This is a genomic window from Amycolatopsis sp. H20-H5, from assembly GCF_035828755.1.
Classification (GTDB): Bacteria; Actinomycetota; Actinomycetes; order Mycobacteriales; family Pseudonocardiaceae; genus Amycolatopsis.
Genome location: NZ_JAYMZS010000036.1, coordinates 61,253 through 78,538, shown reverse-complemented (window position 1 = coordinate 78,538; position 17,286 = coordinate 61,253). Strand labels below are relative to the sequence as shown.

The 17,286-nt window shown below is 68.6% G+C and carries 16 protein-coding genes and 1 pseudogene; 3 read left to right on the top strand and 14 right to left on the bottom strand.

Annotated features, from left to right (window positions below; genetic code table 11):
• Window positions 1–196 precede the first annotated feature (196 nt).
• A pseudogene (locus QMK34_RS21090) lies at window positions 197–658 on the top strand (transposase); the annotation flags it as partial.
• On the opposite strand, the gene QMK34_RS21085 reads toward QMK34_RS21090, so the two are convergent.
• The 14 genes from QMK34_RS21085 to QMK34_RS21020 form a co-directional block, all read right to left on the bottom strand.
• Window positions 624–1,379, bottom strand: a complete 756-nt coding sequence (locus tag QMK34_RS21085) for an SAM-dependent methyltransferase (RefSeq protein WP_326415882.1) — start codon at window positions 1,377–1,379, stop codon at window positions 624–626. The pseudogene QMK34_RS21090 and the gene QMK34_RS21085 sit on opposite strands and share 35 nt — an antisense overlap.
• The gene (locus QMK34_RS21080; protein WP_326415881.1) at window positions 1,373–2,101 is read right to left on the bottom strand and encodes a hypothetical protein; all 729 of its coding nucleotides are present in this window, start codon (window positions 2,099–2,101) and stop codon (window positions 1,373–1,375) included. Before QMK34_RS21080 ends, QMK34_RS21085 begins: the two co-directional genes overlap by 7 nt.
• A 257-nt stretch (window positions 2,102–2,358) precedes the next feature.
• Window positions 2,359–2,964: a Scr1 family TA system antitoxin-like transcriptional regulator gene (locus QMK34_RS21075; RefSeq protein ID WP_326415880.1), complete on the bottom strand. Its 606-nt coding sequence runs from the start codon at window positions 2,962–2,964 to the stop codon at window positions 2,359–2,361.
• 57 nt (window positions 2,965–3,021) lie between these two features.
• Window positions 3,022–3,318 carry a hypothetical protein gene (locus tag QMK34_RS21070; protein ID WP_326415879.1) on the bottom strand — a complete coding sequence of 99 codons (297 nt, stop codon included), beginning with the start codon at window positions 3,316–3,318 and terminating at the stop codon, window positions 3,022–3,024.
• A gap of 7 nt (window positions 3,319–3,325) precedes the next feature.
• Complete coding sequence (locus QMK34_RS21065; RefSeq protein WP_326415877.1) at window positions 3,326–4,501, bottom strand: hypothetical protein; 1,176 nt, start codon at window positions 4,499–4,501, stop codon at window positions 3,326–3,328.
• 32 nt (window positions 4,502–4,533) lie between these two features.
• The gene (locus QMK34_RS21060) at window positions 4,534–5,388 is read right to left on the bottom strand and encodes a hypothetical protein (RefSeq protein WP_326415876.1); all 855 of its coding nucleotides are present in this window, start codon (window positions 5,386–5,388) and stop codon (window positions 4,534–4,536) included.
• Window positions 5,385–6,086, bottom strand: coding sequence for a Scr1 family TA system antitoxin-like transcriptional regulator (locus tag QMK34_RS21055; protein ID WP_326415874.1), 702 nt, complete (start codon window positions 6,084–6,086; stop codon window positions 5,385–5,387). Before QMK34_RS21055 ends, QMK34_RS21060 begins: the two co-directional genes overlap by 4 nt.
• A gap of 289 nt (window positions 6,087–6,375) precedes the next feature.
• Window positions 6,376–7,269, bottom strand: coding sequence for a S1 family peptidase (locus QMK34_RS21050; RefSeq protein ID WP_326415873.1), 894 nt, complete (start codon window positions 7,267–7,269; stop codon window positions 6,376–6,378).
• A gap of 41 nt (window positions 7,270–7,310) precedes the next feature.
• A complete protein-coding gene (locus QMK34_RS21045) occupies window positions 7,311–7,457 on the bottom strand; it encodes a hypothetical protein (RefSeq protein ID WP_326415872.1) in 147 nt (48 codons plus the stop codon).
• Window positions 7,458–7,462: 5 nt separating this feature from the next.
• On the bottom strand, window positions 7,463–8,977 hold the full coding sequence (locus QMK34_RS21040) for an APC family permease (protein ID WP_326415871.1): 1,515 nt from the start codon (window positions 8,975–8,977) through the stop codon (window positions 7,463–7,465).
• Between the two features lie 192 nt (window positions 8,978–9,169).
• Window positions 9,170–10,543 carry an IS1380 family transposase gene (locus QMK34_RS21035; RefSeq protein WP_326415870.1) on the bottom strand — a complete coding sequence of 458 codons (1,374 nt, stop codon included), beginning with the start codon at window positions 10,541–10,543 and terminating at the stop codon, window positions 9,170–9,172.
• Window positions 10,544–10,662: 119 nt separating this feature from the next.
• Window positions 10,663–11,667, bottom strand: a complete 1,005-nt coding sequence (locus tag QMK34_RS21030) for a hypothetical protein (protein ID WP_326415868.1) — start codon at window positions 11,665–11,667, stop codon at window positions 10,663–10,665.
• A gap of 94 nt (window positions 11,668–11,761) precedes the next feature.
• A complete protein-coding gene (locus tag QMK34_RS21025; RefSeq protein ID WP_326415867.1) occupies window positions 11,762–12,394 on the bottom strand; it encodes a hypothetical protein in 633 nt (210 codons plus the stop codon).
• A gap of 67 nt (window positions 12,395–12,461) precedes the next feature.
• Window positions 12,462–13,355, bottom strand: coding sequence for an SAM-dependent methyltransferase (locus QMK34_RS21020; protein ID WP_326415866.1), 894 nt, complete (start codon window positions 13,353–13,355; stop codon window positions 12,462–12,464).
• A 403-nt stretch (window positions 13,356–13,758) separates the two neighbouring features.
• Between QMK34_RS21020 and QMK34_RS21015 the strand changes: the two genes are divergently transcribed.
• Both QMK34_RS21015 and QMK34_RS21010 read left to right on the top strand, forming a co-directional pair.
• Window positions 13,759–15,099 carry a hypothetical protein gene (locus tag QMK34_RS21015; RefSeq protein WP_326415865.1) on the top strand — a complete coding sequence of 447 codons (1,341 nt, stop codon included), beginning with the start codon at window positions 13,759–13,761 and terminating at the stop codon, window positions 15,097–15,099.
• A gap of 1,166 nt (window positions 15,100–16,265) precedes the next feature.
• A complete protein-coding gene (locus QMK34_RS21010) occupies window positions 16,266–17,285 on the top strand; it encodes an XRE family transcriptional regulator (RefSeq protein ID WP_326415864.1) in 1,020 nt (339 codons plus the stop codon).
• Window position 17,286: the final 1 nt, after the last annotated feature.

Genomic DNA, 17,286 nt, shown 5'->3' with positions numbered 1-17,286 from the left:
GCGCTGGACAGAACCGCAGCGCGGACCAGCGCACCAGGCCGCTACACGCCACCTGACGAGCTCCTCGCGTTCCTCGAAAGTCTTTGATTATGCCGACATCTCCAGCACGATCCCCACCACAGGCAACAATTTCCGACGAAACCTCGGCATAACCGCGATGTCGGGGTAATGAATGTTATGCCGATATCGGCATAACGTTCACCTTATTCGCAACACGTTCCGGCTCGCGTCCCGCAAAGACTGGGATGCGATGAAGCGGGACATCAAACCTATCTATACGGCACCAAACCCTGACGCTGCACTTGTAGCGCTAGAGGAACTGGAGGTCAAATGGGGTAGTAAGTATTCGGCAGTGATCAGGCTATGGCGTAACGCGTGGACCGAGTTTGTTCCGTTTCTGGATTATGATGTGGAGATTCGGGCGGTGTTGTGCTCGACGAATGCGATTGAGTCGCTGAATGCGCGGTATCGACGTGCGGTGCGGGCTCGAGGGCACTTCCCGACCGAGCAGGCCGCCCTCAAGTGCCTGTACCTTGTGACACGCAGCCTGGACCCGACCGGGACGGGCCGCGCTCGGTGGACGATGCGTTGGACGCCTGTGATCAACGCCTTCTCCATCACATTCAGTGACCGCTGGCCGGCCGCTGAAACCTACTAACCGAACACGCCGAAACACCGTTCGCGAGACAGACCCCAGGGTGGTGGTCGCTGTCTCGGGGACAGAGGCAGTAGCCGTGTGCCGCGTACGCCGCGATGGTGGTGTTGAGCGCGTTCTGCTGCTCAGGCAGTTCCGGTGTCGGGGCGAGATGGGTCAAGGCCAGGTAGCTACCCGGTGCCAGAGCGGACACGTAGTCGGCGATGAGCCGTCGAGGATCGTCGGCGTTGGTGAGGTGATGTCCCACGGCGGTCAGCAGGAGCAGGACGGGTTCGGTCAGGTCGAGGGTGGCGACCAGAGCGGGGTGTGCGAGCACCGCGGCGGGGTCGCGCAGGTCCGCCTCGATGGCGCTGACCTGTCGGCGGGGCTGCTGTTCGAGGACTGTCCGGTGGCAGGCGATGACGACCGGGTCGTGGTCGACGAGGACGGCAGTGACGTCATCGCTGTCGACACCGTAAAGGCCGTCAAGGTTCAGGCCCGCACCGAGGTCGAGCACCTGCAGCATGTCACGGTCGAGGCAATAGCGCACGGCACGCGAGCGGAATCCGTGGTTGTCCTGGGTGAGTTCTCGCAGCGGGAAACCGTGCTGGAGCCCCTCGCCGAAGGTTCGGTCGAGCGCGGTGTTGCGGGAGCCGCCGAGCGCCCAGTCCTGGACGCGGGCGGGATTGGGTGTCTCCGGGTCGCGAAACGGCGGTACCGGGGTGGCCCGGGGACTGGTCAGCATGGACGTGCGTCCTGAACGGGCGTACAGCCTGGGCACGGCAACCCGGCCGGGTGCGGGTCGACGGGGGTGAGGTAGCCGGTTAGCCACACGGCCGAGGTGGGGCACCCGATGCCGGGCCACGGCTGCTCAATGCCTTCGGCCGCGAACGGCGGGCCGGGCAGCTGCGCCCGCGGCGCCGCTACTGCCAGGGTGAGGGCGTAGTCGGCGCGTGTGCCTGGCGGCAGCGTCGCGGCGGCGTGGGTGAAGTAACGACTCGCCGGGCGTAGAGAGCTTCTGGGCCGCAGGCGGATAGCGAAGCCGAGCATCATGGCCACGTCTGCGACAAGACCGATGTCATGGCACGACTCGCCGCCCAGCCGGTCGTAGGCGCCTTTCAATGTGTCGATCGCGTCGACGAGGTGTCCGGCGGCGAGCAGAACCGCCCCGGTCCGGCACCGGGCTCGCGCCCCGTCCTCCTCGCCCTCGGTCAATACTGTGGCCGTCATGACGCCGCACAGGGCCAGTGCGTCGGCGGTGCGGCCGTGCGCGCACGCCAGCTGGGCGAGCATCCACAGTGCGTCCGCGGCCCGTACGGGCTTGGCATTGTTCAGCCAGGACGCGACGGCGAGTGTCAGCGACGAGTGGGCGGACTCGGAGTCCCCGGCCCGCAGTGCCCGCCAGGTGCCGCAGGCAGCGATCGAGTCCGGTGGAGCGTGTCCGTCGAGGCGGGCAGGTCCGGGCACCGGCGGAGACGCGGAACGCGCTGCCGCCCTGGTGTGGTTTCCGGACCTGTCGGTGCTCGGGGGTGAAAAGGGCGAGGGCAGGTCGGACATCGGAACGGTTACCTCTCCACGGATTGACGGGTACCCAGCGGGCGCGGGACAAGGAAGCAGGTCGACGGTGTGTTGGACCGCTGCGACCGTGGCCGAGCGGGGACTGGGGCGGACCTTGGGGGTGCGCGGTTCGCCTGTGCGCCGCGCGCCCTCATGTTGAGCGGCGCCTAACTGGCTGCCTCAGCCAGCTGGAGGATGTCCTCCAGCGGCATCGCCGCGGTCCACAACGTCTCAAACTTGGCGGCGTAGAGGGTGATGTCCCGGTCGGAGACCGGGGTCTCCGAGTCCTCCCCGGAGACGAACGCCTCGACCGCGTCGCCGGGCGAGGTGAACAGCGCCAGTCCGCGCGACATTCCGGGATAGACGCCGCGACGGACCCGGATGGACGTCGTCGGCCGGGAATCGAGTTCCCTCAACCAAGTGAGCTGATGGGTCATGACTGTGGGCGGGCCGATCAGGCGGCGCAGGACGGTCCCGTCGAGTACGTAGCGCCCGTGGATGCGATTGTCGGCGACCTGGGCGCGGTGGTGCGCGCGGATACCCGCCGCGACGGTGTTCGTCTCGTCGGGACCGCCGTACTCGGCGAGGATCGCGACGGCGTAGTCCTCGGTTTGCAGCCCGGCGGGAATCACGTCCGGCTGGAACTGGCGCAGCGTGGCCGCGGTGGCATGGGCGGCTGTCCGCGCGTACAGGCCGGGTGCGCAGTGCTCGCGCAGGTCGGCGACCCACGCTGGCACGTCGGTCGGGGTCGTGTCGCCGGGTGTGGTGGTCATGGGAATACCTCTCGGTTGTGGGTTCTGGCTGGGGGCGGACTGCCGGTGGTGGCGGGATCAGAAATCGCGGTCCCCGCCCGGGTTCGGCTGTGCTCGGCGGGGTTGCGGTTTTTTCCACAGGATGAACGCTTCGATCCACCGGCCGACGCCGGGAATCACGTAGAGGCCGGCGATAAGGACGACACTGGGCCAGAGCAGGCCGCAGAGGATCGATGCGACGACGATGCGGGCTTTGGTCTGGCCTTGACACCACTGCCACGGCATCGACGAGACCAGCGAGCGGTAGACCAACCAGCCCGCGACCGGTGCGATGGCGGCCCAGACGCCGAGAAGGACATAGTGGTGGATTTGCATGTTTTTGCTACTTTCTGTCGGTGTCCGGTGCTGGGTGGAACGCGGTGGTGTGGTTGTGCGAGGAGACCTCGTCGGCGGTGTCGGGGCAGGCGAGATAGGTGTGCCCGGCTGTGGGGCGACGCAGGAACGCGGCGAGCCAGGTCCGGGCGGCGTCGCATTCGTTGTCAGGCCAGGGCAACTGGGTCCCGGGTGGGAGGCTGCGTGCCTCCGGCGGCAGTGGCAGTGCCCGGCGGGAGAGGATTCTCGCGGCGGTGCCGGCGTAGGTAGCGGACGGCCCGTCGGGCAGCCAGCGGCACGCACGGCCGAAGTGGCGCTGTACCTGGCGGATGAGGTGCTGGGCGCGGTAGGCGAAGGCGAGCATCATCGCCACGTCCGCCTGAACGTCGGGGTCGGGCAGTGCGGTGTCGGCGAGGTGGCGATCGGCGGCGGTGAGCTGGTCGATCGCCGGGGCGACCCGGTTGTGGGCCAGCAGGATCGCCGCGGTCCGGCACCGGGCCAGCGCGAGCTGCCCGTGGTCGGCGGGCTCGCCGGTGCCGAGCATGCGTTCGCAGACATCCAGGGCCTGTGTTGTTCGGCCTTGGCGGTGGTGCAGCAGTGCGAGCGGCCAGAGCGCGGCTCTCGCGCGCATCGCCTCACCGCGGTGGTCCCAGAACAGGGTCAGGTCGTGCAGGACCACCTCCACGGTCTCGTCGGTGCCGCCCTCGAGGGCGGCCCGCGCCGCGCCGCCGGGGACCCATTGCGGAATCGCCTGGTCATCGGCCTGTTCGGTGGCGGGGTGGGGCGCGGTGACGGTGATGGTGGTCTCTTGAGCGGGGTAGGCGGTGCGGTGCTCGTGCACGGCGGTGCCGTCAGTGGTGGGCGGCGGCGACGGTGGCCGCGGTGCCACGTCGGTATTGGTGATGAGGTGGGTGACGGCCGGTACGGCGACTCCGTAGTGGCGGGCGACCTCACGGGGGGTGCTCGTTTCGCACCCGAGGCGGATGGCGTCGGCCAGGTCGGCGTACTGGCGGGGGTTGAGCTGGTCGAGCTCCCAGCGGCGGATCTGGATACCGGTCTCGGCGAGCAGTTCGAAGGCCCGCGGGGCGGACAGGTGCACGGCAGCCACTACCGTGCTGAGCACAGTAGCGCCGGCGAAGTAGGAATCGAGCCATGCCACGACGTTGCTGTCAAGGGGTTCCGTCATCGCGTCTGTCCTTTCTGGAGAGTCCAAGCGGGCTAGGGGAGGTCGGGTGCGCGGGGCCCGAACCGGATGCGGGCTTGCCCGGAAGAGAGGCGGATCCGCCAGCGGGGTGGAGCTGGTGGGCGCACGGTTGCGGCCGCGTCGGGGCTGGGCGGGCTGGGCGCCGGGGGTGGCTGGACGTAGACGTTGAGGGTGATCTCGGGTGGCGAGCCGAGGGTGTCGCGCCAGCGGATCGCCAGGATCCGGTCCACACCGGCCGTGCGGGTCTGCTCGTCGAGCCCGTCGAGCCCATCGGGCACGACCAGGTCCGGCCAGTAGAGCTGCCAGCCGTCCGGTACCGGTGAGGGCCGTTCGGCACGCAGGTCGAACGTGCCGACCAACCCGGCGGTGCCGTGGTGCCGGTCGTCGTCGGAGATCGGGGGCCGGTGCTCGACCACCGCGGGTGAGCCCCAGAACCGCTGGGCGCCTGCCGCGTCAACGGTCAGGGTGATGCCGGTGCAGGCGTCGCGCGCGCAGCCGGTGTGGATGGTCAGGGTGTCCCACGCGGTGTCGGCGAGGTCCCAGATCACCCGGGCGGCCATCCGGGCTTGGGCTCGCGCGTCTGCGGCCGAGCGCGCCGAGGTCGACGCCAGCCGCACGGCCAGCCGGTAGCTCTGGGTGAACCCGTCGCCGGACGGGTCGATGTCGGTGGCGGTGACGCCGGGCAGCCGGGCGCTGATCGCGGCACGGACCGCCGCCAGGGCGGTCGCGTCGAGGACGTTGCCTGTTCCGCAGCTGGTGGTCCCCGTGACAATCACCAGCGCCGCGGTTACCGCACCGGCCCGGACCGCGCGTGCCATGGCGGCATCCGGTCGGCGGTCGAACCAGCGGTGAGTGCGTGGCGTGCTCATCGCGACCGTCCCGATGCCTGCGCTCGGCTGCCGTCGCCCGGCACCAGGGCGACGGGTGGGTGACTGAGCCCGGTGCCCGGGAGCGCGGCGAGACCGTGTTCGGCGAGCCTCCGGTGCCGGTCGGTCAGCACGAGCCGGGTGTCGGCCACGGACAACGCACCGCGCGACATCCTCGCTCTCGACTGCTCGCATGCCCGCAACGCCCGGGGATCTCGCAGGACCAGGTCGTGGCAGGACTCCGGGTAGGCGAGGTTTCGCTCGGCCCCGTGGAAATACAGGATCGTGAAACCCCGGTCCACCGACACCGCGGCGGTGAAGGGAAGGAGACGGATCCCCACCGCCGGGTAGCGATCCATCAGGGCGAGCAGATGACGGAACTGCTCGGACGCCACGGCGGGGCTGACGCTGCATTCCAGGCGTTCCACGGCCGATTCGCTGATCACGAACTCGTACCGGCCACCGGGATTGCCACCGACAATCTCGTACAGAGCCCGACGCCGGTCCAGCAACGCGCTGGCGGCCGCGTCGGGCACGTCGAGTCTCGCGCGCAGGTAGAGCTCGGACTGGAGCGGGAGGGGGAAGTGCTCCCCGGTCCAGCTGAACACCGCGCGCGCGGCGCGGACCTTCGCCACGGGCGGCGCGAGCCAGGCCGCGGCGTTCACGCACACCACGAGGCGCCGCTGTGCGGAGTCAGCCACGATCGGTGCCTGTTCGCTGCGCGTGACCGGTGTACCCGCGAGGTAGTGCGGGGGCTCGGGTGGTCATGGCGGTCTCCGGTCGTGAGAGTGGGCTGGCTGGCTCGAGCGGCGTTCCGCGGTGCTGGGGTGCTGGGGGCGGTTGCCCGGGGGGATGACGTGACGGCGGTGATCCGTCCGACGGACGAGTCATGGACGACCCTGCTGCGGCAGTGCGGTGCCGGGGGCGCGCGGGGCTGGGTGTGCGGGAGTGCGCAGCCGCACCCCCGCACACCCAGCGGTCAGTCACGCGTCAGGACGCGCCGCCGGTACGCGCGACCTCGTAGAAGAACTCGCGTTGACCTGAGCCGTCGGTGTAGACGGTCGGCAACTGTCCCGGTCCCGCGCCGTCTCCGGCGCGGGAACAGATCCCGGCCAGCCTGGCCACACCGTTTTCCCGCACGACCGCCGGGCCACCGGAGTCACCCGGGCCAGGCCCATCAGTCCCGTTCGGGTTCGCGGTACAGAATTCTCCCGCGCTCTGCAGCGCGTCGGCGCACCGCGACCGAGGCAGCACCGTGGTTTCCAGCTGCTGCAGCCGGGTCGCCGGTTGCCCCCCGGCGTCCGGGCGGGTCAGCCCGAACCCGTAGAGGGAGAGCTTCGTCCCGGGCCGGGGTGCGCGCGACGCCAGCGGCAGTGTCTGCGCGGCCACGTCGTGATCGAGCAGCAGCACCGCGGCGTCCTCGACCTTGCGCGCCGGAGCACCGCGTGCCCAGTCGAATCCCGGGTTGACCACGATGGTGGTGACCGTCGCGGTCTCCCCGCGGGTGCGGTCCTTGCCCAAGATGACCGTGAAGCGCTTGTCCTTGACCGGAATCGGGCCGCTGCTGTTCGTGTCCAAGAAGGTCGGCCCGGGGCGCTCGGCTCGTCGCGCGGCCGCCAGCTGGTCTGTGACGCAGGGCGCCGCGGTGACCACCATGTTCGAGAACACCAACGCGCCGCTGCAGGTGAGGTGGTCGAAGACGTTGTGGTCGGGCGCGTCATAGGTCACCGCGGCCGCCCACGGCGTCGCACCGGTGGCCTGGTGGCCGCCGACGATGTCGGCCTGCGCGTCGCCCGGGTCGGCAGCGGCCGTCCCGGTAGACAGCGCCGCGACGGCGGTGGCGGCGATCGCCATGGCCGCCGCGCGCGTACGGCGCCTGGACATTGGCGTGGCTGTTCTGCTCACGAATCTGCTTTCTCGTTGCACTACTGGTATTCCTGGCCGTATGGCCAGGAAATCTGGGGAACCTCGCCTGTGACCAGCCAGCGGCCGATGTCGAGGTCGGCGAAGCTGGGCGCCAAGAACGCGGCCACGTCACCGGACTGGACCAGGGGCAGCGGAACAACGGGCACCAGGGTCACCGGTCATCACCGGTGTCAGCCGGGGTGCCGCGGTCGCCGAGGGGGGACGGCCCGGCCGTATCGGCGCTCCGCGTGCGCGGGCCGGCCGCGGCCCACAGCGCGCCGAGCGCGAACAGCGCGAGGTAGACCCCACCGATGACTACCGGGAAGGCAGAGTCGGGGCTGACGCCGAGCAGGACGTCGAGATGATCCAGCACGCTGATCACCAGCGCCACCAGCAGCATGGCCGAGGCGATCGAGGCGGAGAGGATCCAGCGACGCCGGGGCGGGTGCGCGGTGTCGCGGCGGGCGAACATCAGCACGATGGCCAGCGCGGTGAGAGTCAGCACCAGCAAGATCCCGATCGATCCGGCGGTGCCCGCGACATAGAACAGGGTCTGCACCGGGTCAGCACCGGCCATCGTCACGGCGATGATGGCGGCGACCGCGGCGGCGGTTTGGGCGAGTGACGCGGCGACCGGGGTGCCGTTGCGACGTCCGGTGCGTCCCAGGAACGCCGGTAGAGCCCGGTCGCGGCCGAGAAACAGCGCGTAGCGCGACGTCGCCCAGTGGAAGCTGACCGCGCCGGCCAGCACGCTCGTCGCGACCAGTGCCCGGACGCCGAGCGCCGCGATCGGTCCGAGGTTCGCGGCGGCGGTTCCGGCGAACACCGCGCCGGGGTCGGCGGCGGCGCGTGCGAGAAGCGTGTCCCGGCCGAGGGTGACGATCATGGCGTAGGACGCGGTGACGTAGACGACGGTCAGGATCGCGATGGTGGCGTAGGTGGCTCGTGCCACCCCGCGGGCGCCGCTGCGGGAGCTGTGGGAGTAGACGACGGTGAGTTCGGTGCCGATGTAGCCGAGGACACCGAGCGCGAGGACCGCGGACACCGCACCGGGCGCAACCGTCGTGACAGCGAACGGCTCGACGGTATACCCGCCGGGGGAGGGGTGGGTGAGGTTGGCGGCGGTGACCACCGCGATCATCGCGATCTCCAGCACGATCAGGACTTTCAGCACCCGGGTGCCGATCTCGACACCCACGAGCCCGACAGCCGCGACGATCGCGACCGCGATCAGAGCACCGGCCTGCCACGGCACAGTCTCCCTGAACATCTCGGCGCTCAGCGCGCTCGTCATGGACCCGACCAGCCCGTAGAGACCGACGGTCAGTGCGGCGTAGGCGATGATCACGACCCAGGCGGCACCGACACCGATGATCCGGCCGAGACTGTGCCGCAGCAGGGTGTAGAACGCGCCGGCCGCGTCGATCGTGGGAAAGCGCCTCGCCGCGGCGAGAAACCCCACGGCGAACAGCCCGTACAGCACCGCGATCGCGACGAACGCCGCGGGGAACACGATCGTTCCGGTCGCCGCGATGCCCGCAGGTATGACACCACCGACCACAGTGGACAACGTGGCGGCCGCTACCGCCAAGACGGTAATCGAGCGCGCCGACAGTCTGTCGTCCTGCGTGGACCCGGTGACGTGCGAGGCTGGGGAGCCTGCGGGCGTGGGTGGGGTGGTGTGCACAGCCGGGTCTCCTGGACTATGAACGGGCAACGGAGTTAGCCTCGATCTTGCATGCGATTGCTGGGGTCGGCTGAAGTTGTTGTTGTGGCTCGGTTTGTGACCGGAAGTTGTGGTGTGGGTGTGGTTGTGGGCCGACTGCCGGGTCGGTGGCCGGGTTCCGAGGTCCTTGGTTGTCGGGGCAGGGGCGGGGGTTCAGCCGGGCCAGGGCGCTGCGCGGAGCCGGATGAAGGCGGTCGCGAGGTGTTGGGCCCAGGGCCAGTCCTGGTCCAGGTGCATAGTGGTGACGCGGGCGGTGCGGGTGAGTTTCCCGGCGATGGCGCAGATGCGGTAGCGGAAGGTGGCGGGTTCAGCTCGGGCGAGGTCACCGGTGAAACACAACGTTTGGGTCCAGGTGAGCAGGTCAGCAGCGGTCAGGGACAACTCGAGCCAGGCTTTGTTCTCCGGATAACCGCGGCAGGGGAAGTTGCGCAGGCCGGTGGTTTTGCCGCAGCGGATCCGGTCTTCGACCCGGGCGTGAGAACGGTGGCGGGTTTCGAGGTCGGCGAGTTGCCCGCCTTCGGTGTCGGTGATAAACGCGGTGAACCGGTGACCGTCGGCGTCGGTGAACCGCAGTTGCGCACCGGGATGGGGACGTTCCCGGCGGATGATCACCCGCGAACCTGGTGGCCACTTCGCCACGTCGAGCATGCCGGTGAGCTCGGCGACCCAGGCCCCGTTCCGGGGTTCGCCGTCGAGGTCGCAGGCCGGGACCCATGCCTCGTCGGGAATGGCCAGGACCGCGGTCTGGACATCGAGGGTGATCGGGAACCCCATCGAGAACCCGCACCCCGCCTCTCGCACCGCCGCAGCGAAGGCGTGGGTCGCGCCGGCGGCGTCGGTCCTGACCATCACCTGCGGCGCGGCAGGATCCGCGGGGTCGGGCCGGGCATGGGCCGGGAGCGACTCCAGCGCCATCGTCAGGATCTCGATGTGATCGGCGGCGGTGTTCGACCCGGCCTTGCCCGGTCGCAGGATCCCGGCCAGAGCTTCCCCACCGGCAACCTCAGGCCGGTCGAGGTAGGCCAGCAGCGGGTGGAACCCGAACGTCTTTTTCCACGTTTTCGCCGCGTTCTCCTTCTCGCTGTGTGCGATGGAGATGGTCGCGTCGATGTCGATCGTCAACCCGGCCGTGAGATCAGGTCCCGCTCCGGCGGCCCACGCCCGCTCCCGAGCGTGGGCACGGACTGCCCGCAGCCGGGCCAGGTGTTCGTCATCGACCCGGTCCAGGACTCGCCACGCGGTGGCGTCGCTGGCCACCGCACCGAAGAGTTTGTCCTGGTCCCGCAATGTCGCCAGATGCGCCAGCGCGTCACCCCCGTCGGCGATCATCACCGCCAGATCAGCCAGCACCCGCCCTGGAAGGTGGACCGGTATCCCGGCATAGGTGTCGAGCAGTGCTTCCGACCAGCCGGTTCCCAGGCCAGTGCTGATCGTCAGCTCCCGCAGCAACGCCACCCCCGCCCGGGACACCAGCCCCTCACCATCCGCGGTGACTCGCACTGATGACGCCTTGCTATCCTGCACCAAGGAAGTGCCTTCCTACGAAGTAAATCTTGGACCGTCGCAAGCCCAAGTTTTCCTTACAGGACAGGCACTTCCTCCATTTCTAGGCTCTGATCTACATCACATCTGGTGAAAGACGCAGGTTAGAGGTGGGCGGACAACGCGAGCAGCGATTCCTCCAACGCCCTCAGCAGCCGTGCGAGACCGACGGGCGGCGCCGACACGTCCAGCCGGTCAGCCGTCGAGGCTGGTATCTCAAATTCGCGTCCGGTGAGATCGAGCAGCCCTATCACCCGCCACAGGACGGCGGCATCGTCAGGCACGGGACGATCCGCGGTGACCACGGTCGGCAGGTAGGACCGCATCCAGTCGGTCGCGACGATGCCCGCGCCACCGTCGTTCACCAGCTCGAACGCGCGACGTCGCCGCCACCGGCGCGGTGCTGCTTCTCGCGCGACACCGCGTGCGATGAGCCGTTCCCAGACCAGCGCCGTGGCTCGCCCGTCGCGAGCCAGAACCGCGATCCACCGGGCCACCGGCAGCGATGCGGGCTCGGCACGGACATCGCGCAGGATCGCTCTGCCGGCGTAGGCGGCTTCCACCTCGATGCGGTGAGGATGCAGGCGGACGGCCGGGGCGAGGTCGAGGTGGCCCTCGCCGGTCAGGTGAAGAGCACCATCGAGTACGAGTTCGGCCAGCAGCAGGCAGGCCAGCGCCTGTGCCAGCCGCTCAGGCCGTTTGACTGTCGGCTGATACAGGAAGCTGTGGTACGTGCCGGTGAGTAGCAGATCCGCTAACCGGTCAGAGCCGCGATACCGGGTGAGGAAGTCTCGCGAGACGTGCCGCACCGGCTCCGGCATGTACACCGGGCCGACCGTGGAGGGTGACGGGAGGATGCCACGCGCCGGTACCGACGTGGCTGCTGTGCATCGTTGGTGCATCGGGGAGGTGCGCGGCACGAGCGTGCATTCGGCCAGCCGCGCCGTTGCGGGTTGTGCCGCGCGTCGCGGAACTCCGCGCTGCAGGGAAACACACGAGCCGTCGTCGCCGGCGGCCCGCGGTGTCGGGACCAGCGGCCTGACCGCGGGCAGCACTTCCGTCACCGCGTCCGCTGACACGGCGCGGCGGGCAATCGTGGGATAAGGCATAAGTCTGTCCTTCACCGGAACGGAGATCGTCATGTCGCCGCGCGGGACGCGGGCGGGCCTCGGGTAGCTCGCTGACGGAGGCCGGACTGTGGTGTTACGACGGTTGCTGCCGGCTACCGGACGGTCCACCCCTGCGGCACGCGTTGAGGTCGAGGGTGAGCAGGGTGGTGCGGCAGTTGACGGCGTCGTGTTGGCGGCGTCGCCAGGCGGCGTTGCGGGGCGGCGCGAGAGCCGCCAGCGTCGTGGTGTCGATGGCGAGTTGATCGACTAACGCGTCGAGTGCGGCCGCGAACAGGGCAGATGCGCCGTCGTGGAGCAGCCTCGCCGCCTTGAGCACCTCGTCGATCCCGGGGCAGGCGGGCAGACCGCGCAGCGGGGTGCGCCAGACCCGCGCGGCCAGGTCCGCGCCCACCTCCGCGCGGTCCTGCACGTAGCCCAGAACCACCGCGCTGCGCACATCCCGCCCGTCGGGGGTCACCAGCGATGCCTGACCCAGATGCGCCCAGTCGACCTGCGGGCCTCCGGGCCGCAACTGCGCCATCACCCGGTCTGCGGCGGCGGTGATCGATGTGCCGGCCTCGACGTCGGTGCCGGGAACGGACCAGTCCGGCTCGGCGCACGACTGCGGGATGGAGGAGGTCACCAGGATCGTGCCGCGATGGGCCACGACGACACTGACATGCTCAGCGTCCACTGCGACGGTGGACATGTTCGGGCGGTCGGTCATGGTCGGGTCCTCCCCCTTGTGGTGACCGCGCAGGACGCGCGGTCGTGTGTGTTGTGGTGCTGCCGGATCAGCACACCGGCAGCGGCGCGCCTTTGCGGGCGAGGCCACCCATCACCAGTGGTTCCGTCGGGCTGGGCATCAGCCTCGGACCGTGGGGCCAGAATTTGGCGCAGGGCACCACCTCGGACGCCACACCCGCGGCCGACGGGATGAGTTCCCAGTCATAGAACAAGCCCTTGATCTCGTCGGGCGGCAAAAACACCCCGGCCCGCAGTTCGCTGGCGCTGAACACGGCCGCGGTCTGCCGTGCGGCGTGGGCCAGGTCGTCGTCATGATCAGGCCGACACAGGTGGCTCGCCGCGATAACCGAGTTCTCGGGAAGCAGTTCTGTCCAGCGGCGCATCACGTGCTCCGCCATCGGCTGGCCGTTGCTGTGCAGATGCGGCAGCCGCCAGCAGTGCAGCAACCCCAGGGGCTTGCATGGGTCGAGGTGGTACCACAGGTCCGGGTGCTCCAGTGCCGCGTCCGGGTTCGTGAGATCGACGGTGATAGCGGTCGCCGGGTCGTCCCCTGTGACGTGGGTGAGCGCATGGGCCACGGCTGTTGCGTTGTCGTCGAGCACGACGATCCGGGGTCGGTCGCTGCCGGGGGGCGTATTCTGCCAGGCGAACGTGAACAGTGATTCACCCATCGTGAGATCTGCGCCGCACACCACGATCTGTTCCACCCAGCACTGCGACACCATCATCGCCAGCGCACGCCGCGCGAAACCCCGCTGATCCGCGACCAACGCCTGAGAACCGTCCGCGCCACCGGGGACCACCGCCGCCAGGCGGCAAGCGATCTCCTCCTCGAGCACGTAATGATCCTTACCCCGCGCGAGGGCGTCATAGACGCCACCGACCGTCGCGACAGAATCGACACCCAGCACGCCGCGCCGAGAGGAAATGGAGGTGGCCATGGATCATTCAGCTCTCGATCGTTGTGGTCCGCGAGGCTCGGCTGGAGCTCACAGGTGGGAATCCAATAGCCGCGCCGCGCCGAAGAACGAGCGGCAGCGGGGAGTGCCAAGCCGTGCAGCCAGACGCTGGGTCATATACCGGACGTCGTGCTGATCGTTCACTGCCTCCGCCGGCCGCGTCCGGCCAATTCAGCGGATCGACTGGCTGGTGCTTCCCCGGTTCAGCACAGGGGCGGGTACGACGGGCGGCACCACCTTCTGTGCACTGGCTCGGGTATGCCCTGATCAGTCAACCTGCGAGCGCCTGCACAGCGATAGGCTGACGGTGAGCCGGGTGGTATATCGCGTATACGGACGGGTGTTGATGAACAGGCGTAGGTCGAACGACCAGCTCCGAGAAGTCGTGGCTGAATCCGGCCTCAGCTACGAGGCGGTGGCTAGGGCAGTCCGGCAGGTGGCTGCCGAGTGCGGCGCGACGTTGCGGACGAACAAGTCCGCGGTCGATCACTGGATCTCCGGTGTTGCGCCACGCGGAGACACCGGCCGCTACCTGTGCGTCGCTCTCTCCCGGCACCTTGGTCGCCTGCTCGCCCCTGCCGACCTGGGCTTGGCCGACGACGGCCTCGAGTCGGGGGAGAATGCGAGCATCGGGCTGACGCTGGGAGCTGACCCTCTGGAGGTCCTGCTGCCGACGTGGAGGGCCGAAATCGGCCGCCGCCGTTTCTTGATGGCGTCTGCCTACTCCGTGGCGGCCGCTGCGCTGCCGCTGACCGCCGTGCATGACATCGTCGCCCGCACCGATGCCGCGCGCGCCGGCCGCATCATCGGCATGGCTGAGGTCGCCGCGGTACGAGACATGGTGCACGCGTTCACGGAGATGGACGAGCGTCACGGTGGCCAGCACGGTCGCAGCGCCCTGGTGACCTACCTGCGCGATGACGTCGCGCCGCTGTGCCGGGCGAGGTTCCGCACCGACGAGGTCCGCCGCCAGATGCTCTCCGCCGCCAGCCGCGGGGTACACCTGCTCGGCTGGAAAAGCTACGATGCCGGACAGCAGGGACTGGCTCAGCGGTACTACCTGCAGTCCTACGGGCTTGCCACAGAGTCCGAGGTCATCGGGCACGACGCGTTTGTGATGCGCACCATGGCCATGCAAGGCCTCAAGATTCACCGCCCCGAGCACTGCCTGTCCCTCGTCGAGACAGGACTGGCGCGGGTCGCCGGGCGAGTCGACAGCCAGACCGAGGCGCTCTTCCGGATCGTCTACGCCCATACGCTGGCCAGGGCCGGACATCGGCACACTGCGGTGGCCGAAGCGGAGCAAGCCCGTACCCTGCTGAGCGCTGCCCGTGGTGACGAGATGCCGTTCTGGGCCCTGACCTGGGGGCCTCCCGCAGCGTCGGTGTACTCGCGCACCGCGAAGGTCTACGAAACCCTCGGCGAGAACCGGCTCGCCGCCGAGCACTACGCCCGCGCCGCCAGGTCTCGCCCGCCCAAGACCTATGCACGCATCTCTGCCCTCGACCTGGTCGACAGCGCCGAGAACTCCTTCAAACGCGGCAGCATCGAGCAGGCCTGCGCAACCTGGCACCGAGCCATGGACCACATGACCGGGGTCGGCTCCACCCGGACCCGCAAAGCTGTTGCGGCGATACGGAACCACCTCGCACCGCTGCGCGCCCGCGGCCTGCGCACTGCCGCCGAACTCGACGCCCGCGCCAGGGACTTCCTCACCAGCCTCTGAGACCCCGCTGGCGAAGGCAGTCATTAACGGCGCTGATGCTCGCACTGGCGACAGTTCTAGCCAATCCGTGCAAATAGGAAGCGGGGCGGAACACCGCCGCCAGACCCTCATCCGCACTGGCTGAGACAAGTGGCCAGTGACTAGGTTCTCTTTCCGGCCCAGGAACTCAATGGCAACCAGTCGCAAACCTGGTTCTTCGCGGGAAACTGCATCTCCATCGCAGGAGAGGCTCCCCGCACTTGTAGTAGCAGTACACTCATTGCCGCATCGTGCGACTGTGACTGTCACTTTCAGGATCTCCTCTCGTCGATGGTGCCTTGCGCTTGACCACGTGCTGTCGTGGATCGCCCAGCCCCGAGACGTTCAAACAGATATGGCTAACAAGATCGTGAGTTAAGAAGGCGTCATAGCATTGCTTCGGACTCGTCCCCGCTAGTCGCCGCAACTCTGCTTTTGGGATAGTCCGTGACGAATGTTGAACTCGGTAGATTATTCCCGGCGTAGGTTTCCGTGTCCAGGGAGTTCGATGGGGAGATCAGTGGAAAATGTTGCAGGTAAAGAGAATTGCGACTGATGTCGCCGCAGTCGGACGGCTTCATCGCTGTTGCTGGTTCGCGTCGTGCCTCCTGACCAGCAGAGTGTCGAACAATTGAAACCCGAATGGGCTAATGCTCAGTCGAACCTGTGTTCCTTTCTATGGCGGAGATGGCCCCGCCGCCAGATGGACACGCGCGCTCCGGGCCTTCTTCGAGAGCCTGAACACCGTGAAGGGGGTGGATAGTGGGGTGAATAGCTCGCGGTGACCGGGTGGCGGTGATGTCACCATCACTGCGAGACTGAGGTCCTCAGTTTCCCGGGAGGTCTTCGCAGTGACTGAGCCCAACAACGCGCTCCGCGCGGCACGGCTGCGTGTCGAGTCGCCCGAGAGGCCTGGTATCTCATTGTCGCGGCGCGAGCTGGCGGACCTGGTTCAAGAGTGGGTGCTCACCAACTGTCAGCGTGTGATCGCGCTGGACGACAACTACATCGGCAAGCTGGAACGAGGTGACTACCGCTGGCCCCGAGATGCCGAGCGCAGGGCTGGGCTGCGGGCAGTCCTCGGAGCGGCGAGTGACCTTGACCTGGGGTTTCGACGCCCCAGCCGAACTGCCTCTACGCTGGTAGATGTGGATCGGAAGCAGTTTCTCAGCACGGCCTTGGGCGTGGTCGCCGGCGCGGCGAGCGCGCCACTGGCCGATCTGGTCGTGCCGACCGAGCAAACGCCCCTCCCCGCTGTCGTGGGCAGGTTCGAGATCGAGCAGATTCAGGCAGCGACGCGGGCGTTCGAGGCCTGCGATCGTGAACACGGCGGCGGCATGCTCAGAGAAGCGGTGGAAGCGCAACTTCGCCGCAGTGTCGCCTTGCTGGACGCCAGCTGCCCGCTGCGCCTACGCAGCGAGTTGCTCACCGCCGTCGGGCACCTGGGCCACACCGCGGGATTCATGGCGTTCGACGCCTTCGCCCACCACGACGCGCAGAAGCTGTTTCAGCTCACCCTGGCCTGCGCAGAGCAAGCTGAGAATTGGCACCTGCGCGCAGGCGCACTTGCTTCCCTGGCACGCCAGGCCTTCTGGCAGGGCGACTTCGACAACGCGCTCACCTACATCGAATACGGCCTGGTCCGCGCGGACCGATTGGTGCCCACCGAACGAGCGATGATGTCAGCCGTTCGTGCCAGGGCCTTGGCCCGGCTGGGGCGGGTCCACGACACCGCCGCCGCTGTCGGGCGCGCCGACGACGAGTTCGCCCGCGCCTCGTCCGTCAACGACCCAGCCATCATCGAGTGGTACGACCTCGCCGAGCACGAGGGCGAAGTAGGACATGCACTGGCAGACCTGGCGTCCCACGGCGCTTTCGTCACCGAGGCGTCCACCCGGCTTGCCTCGGCGCAGGCCGGGTTCGGCGAGGTCTTCGTGCGGGCGAGGACGTTCTGTCAAATCCGCCTGGCGTCGCACACGCTCGAGACCGGGGACCCACACGAGGCGATCGCGCTCGCCGAGCAGCCTCTGCAGATCAGCACCAGCCTGAGGTCCCGCAGAGTGACTCAAGACCTCGGCCGACTTCATGCCCTCGCCGCGCGACACCGCACAGTGCCAGGTATCGCAGAACTGCGTACCCGCATCCGGCACACAGTCGAGGTGCCATGAG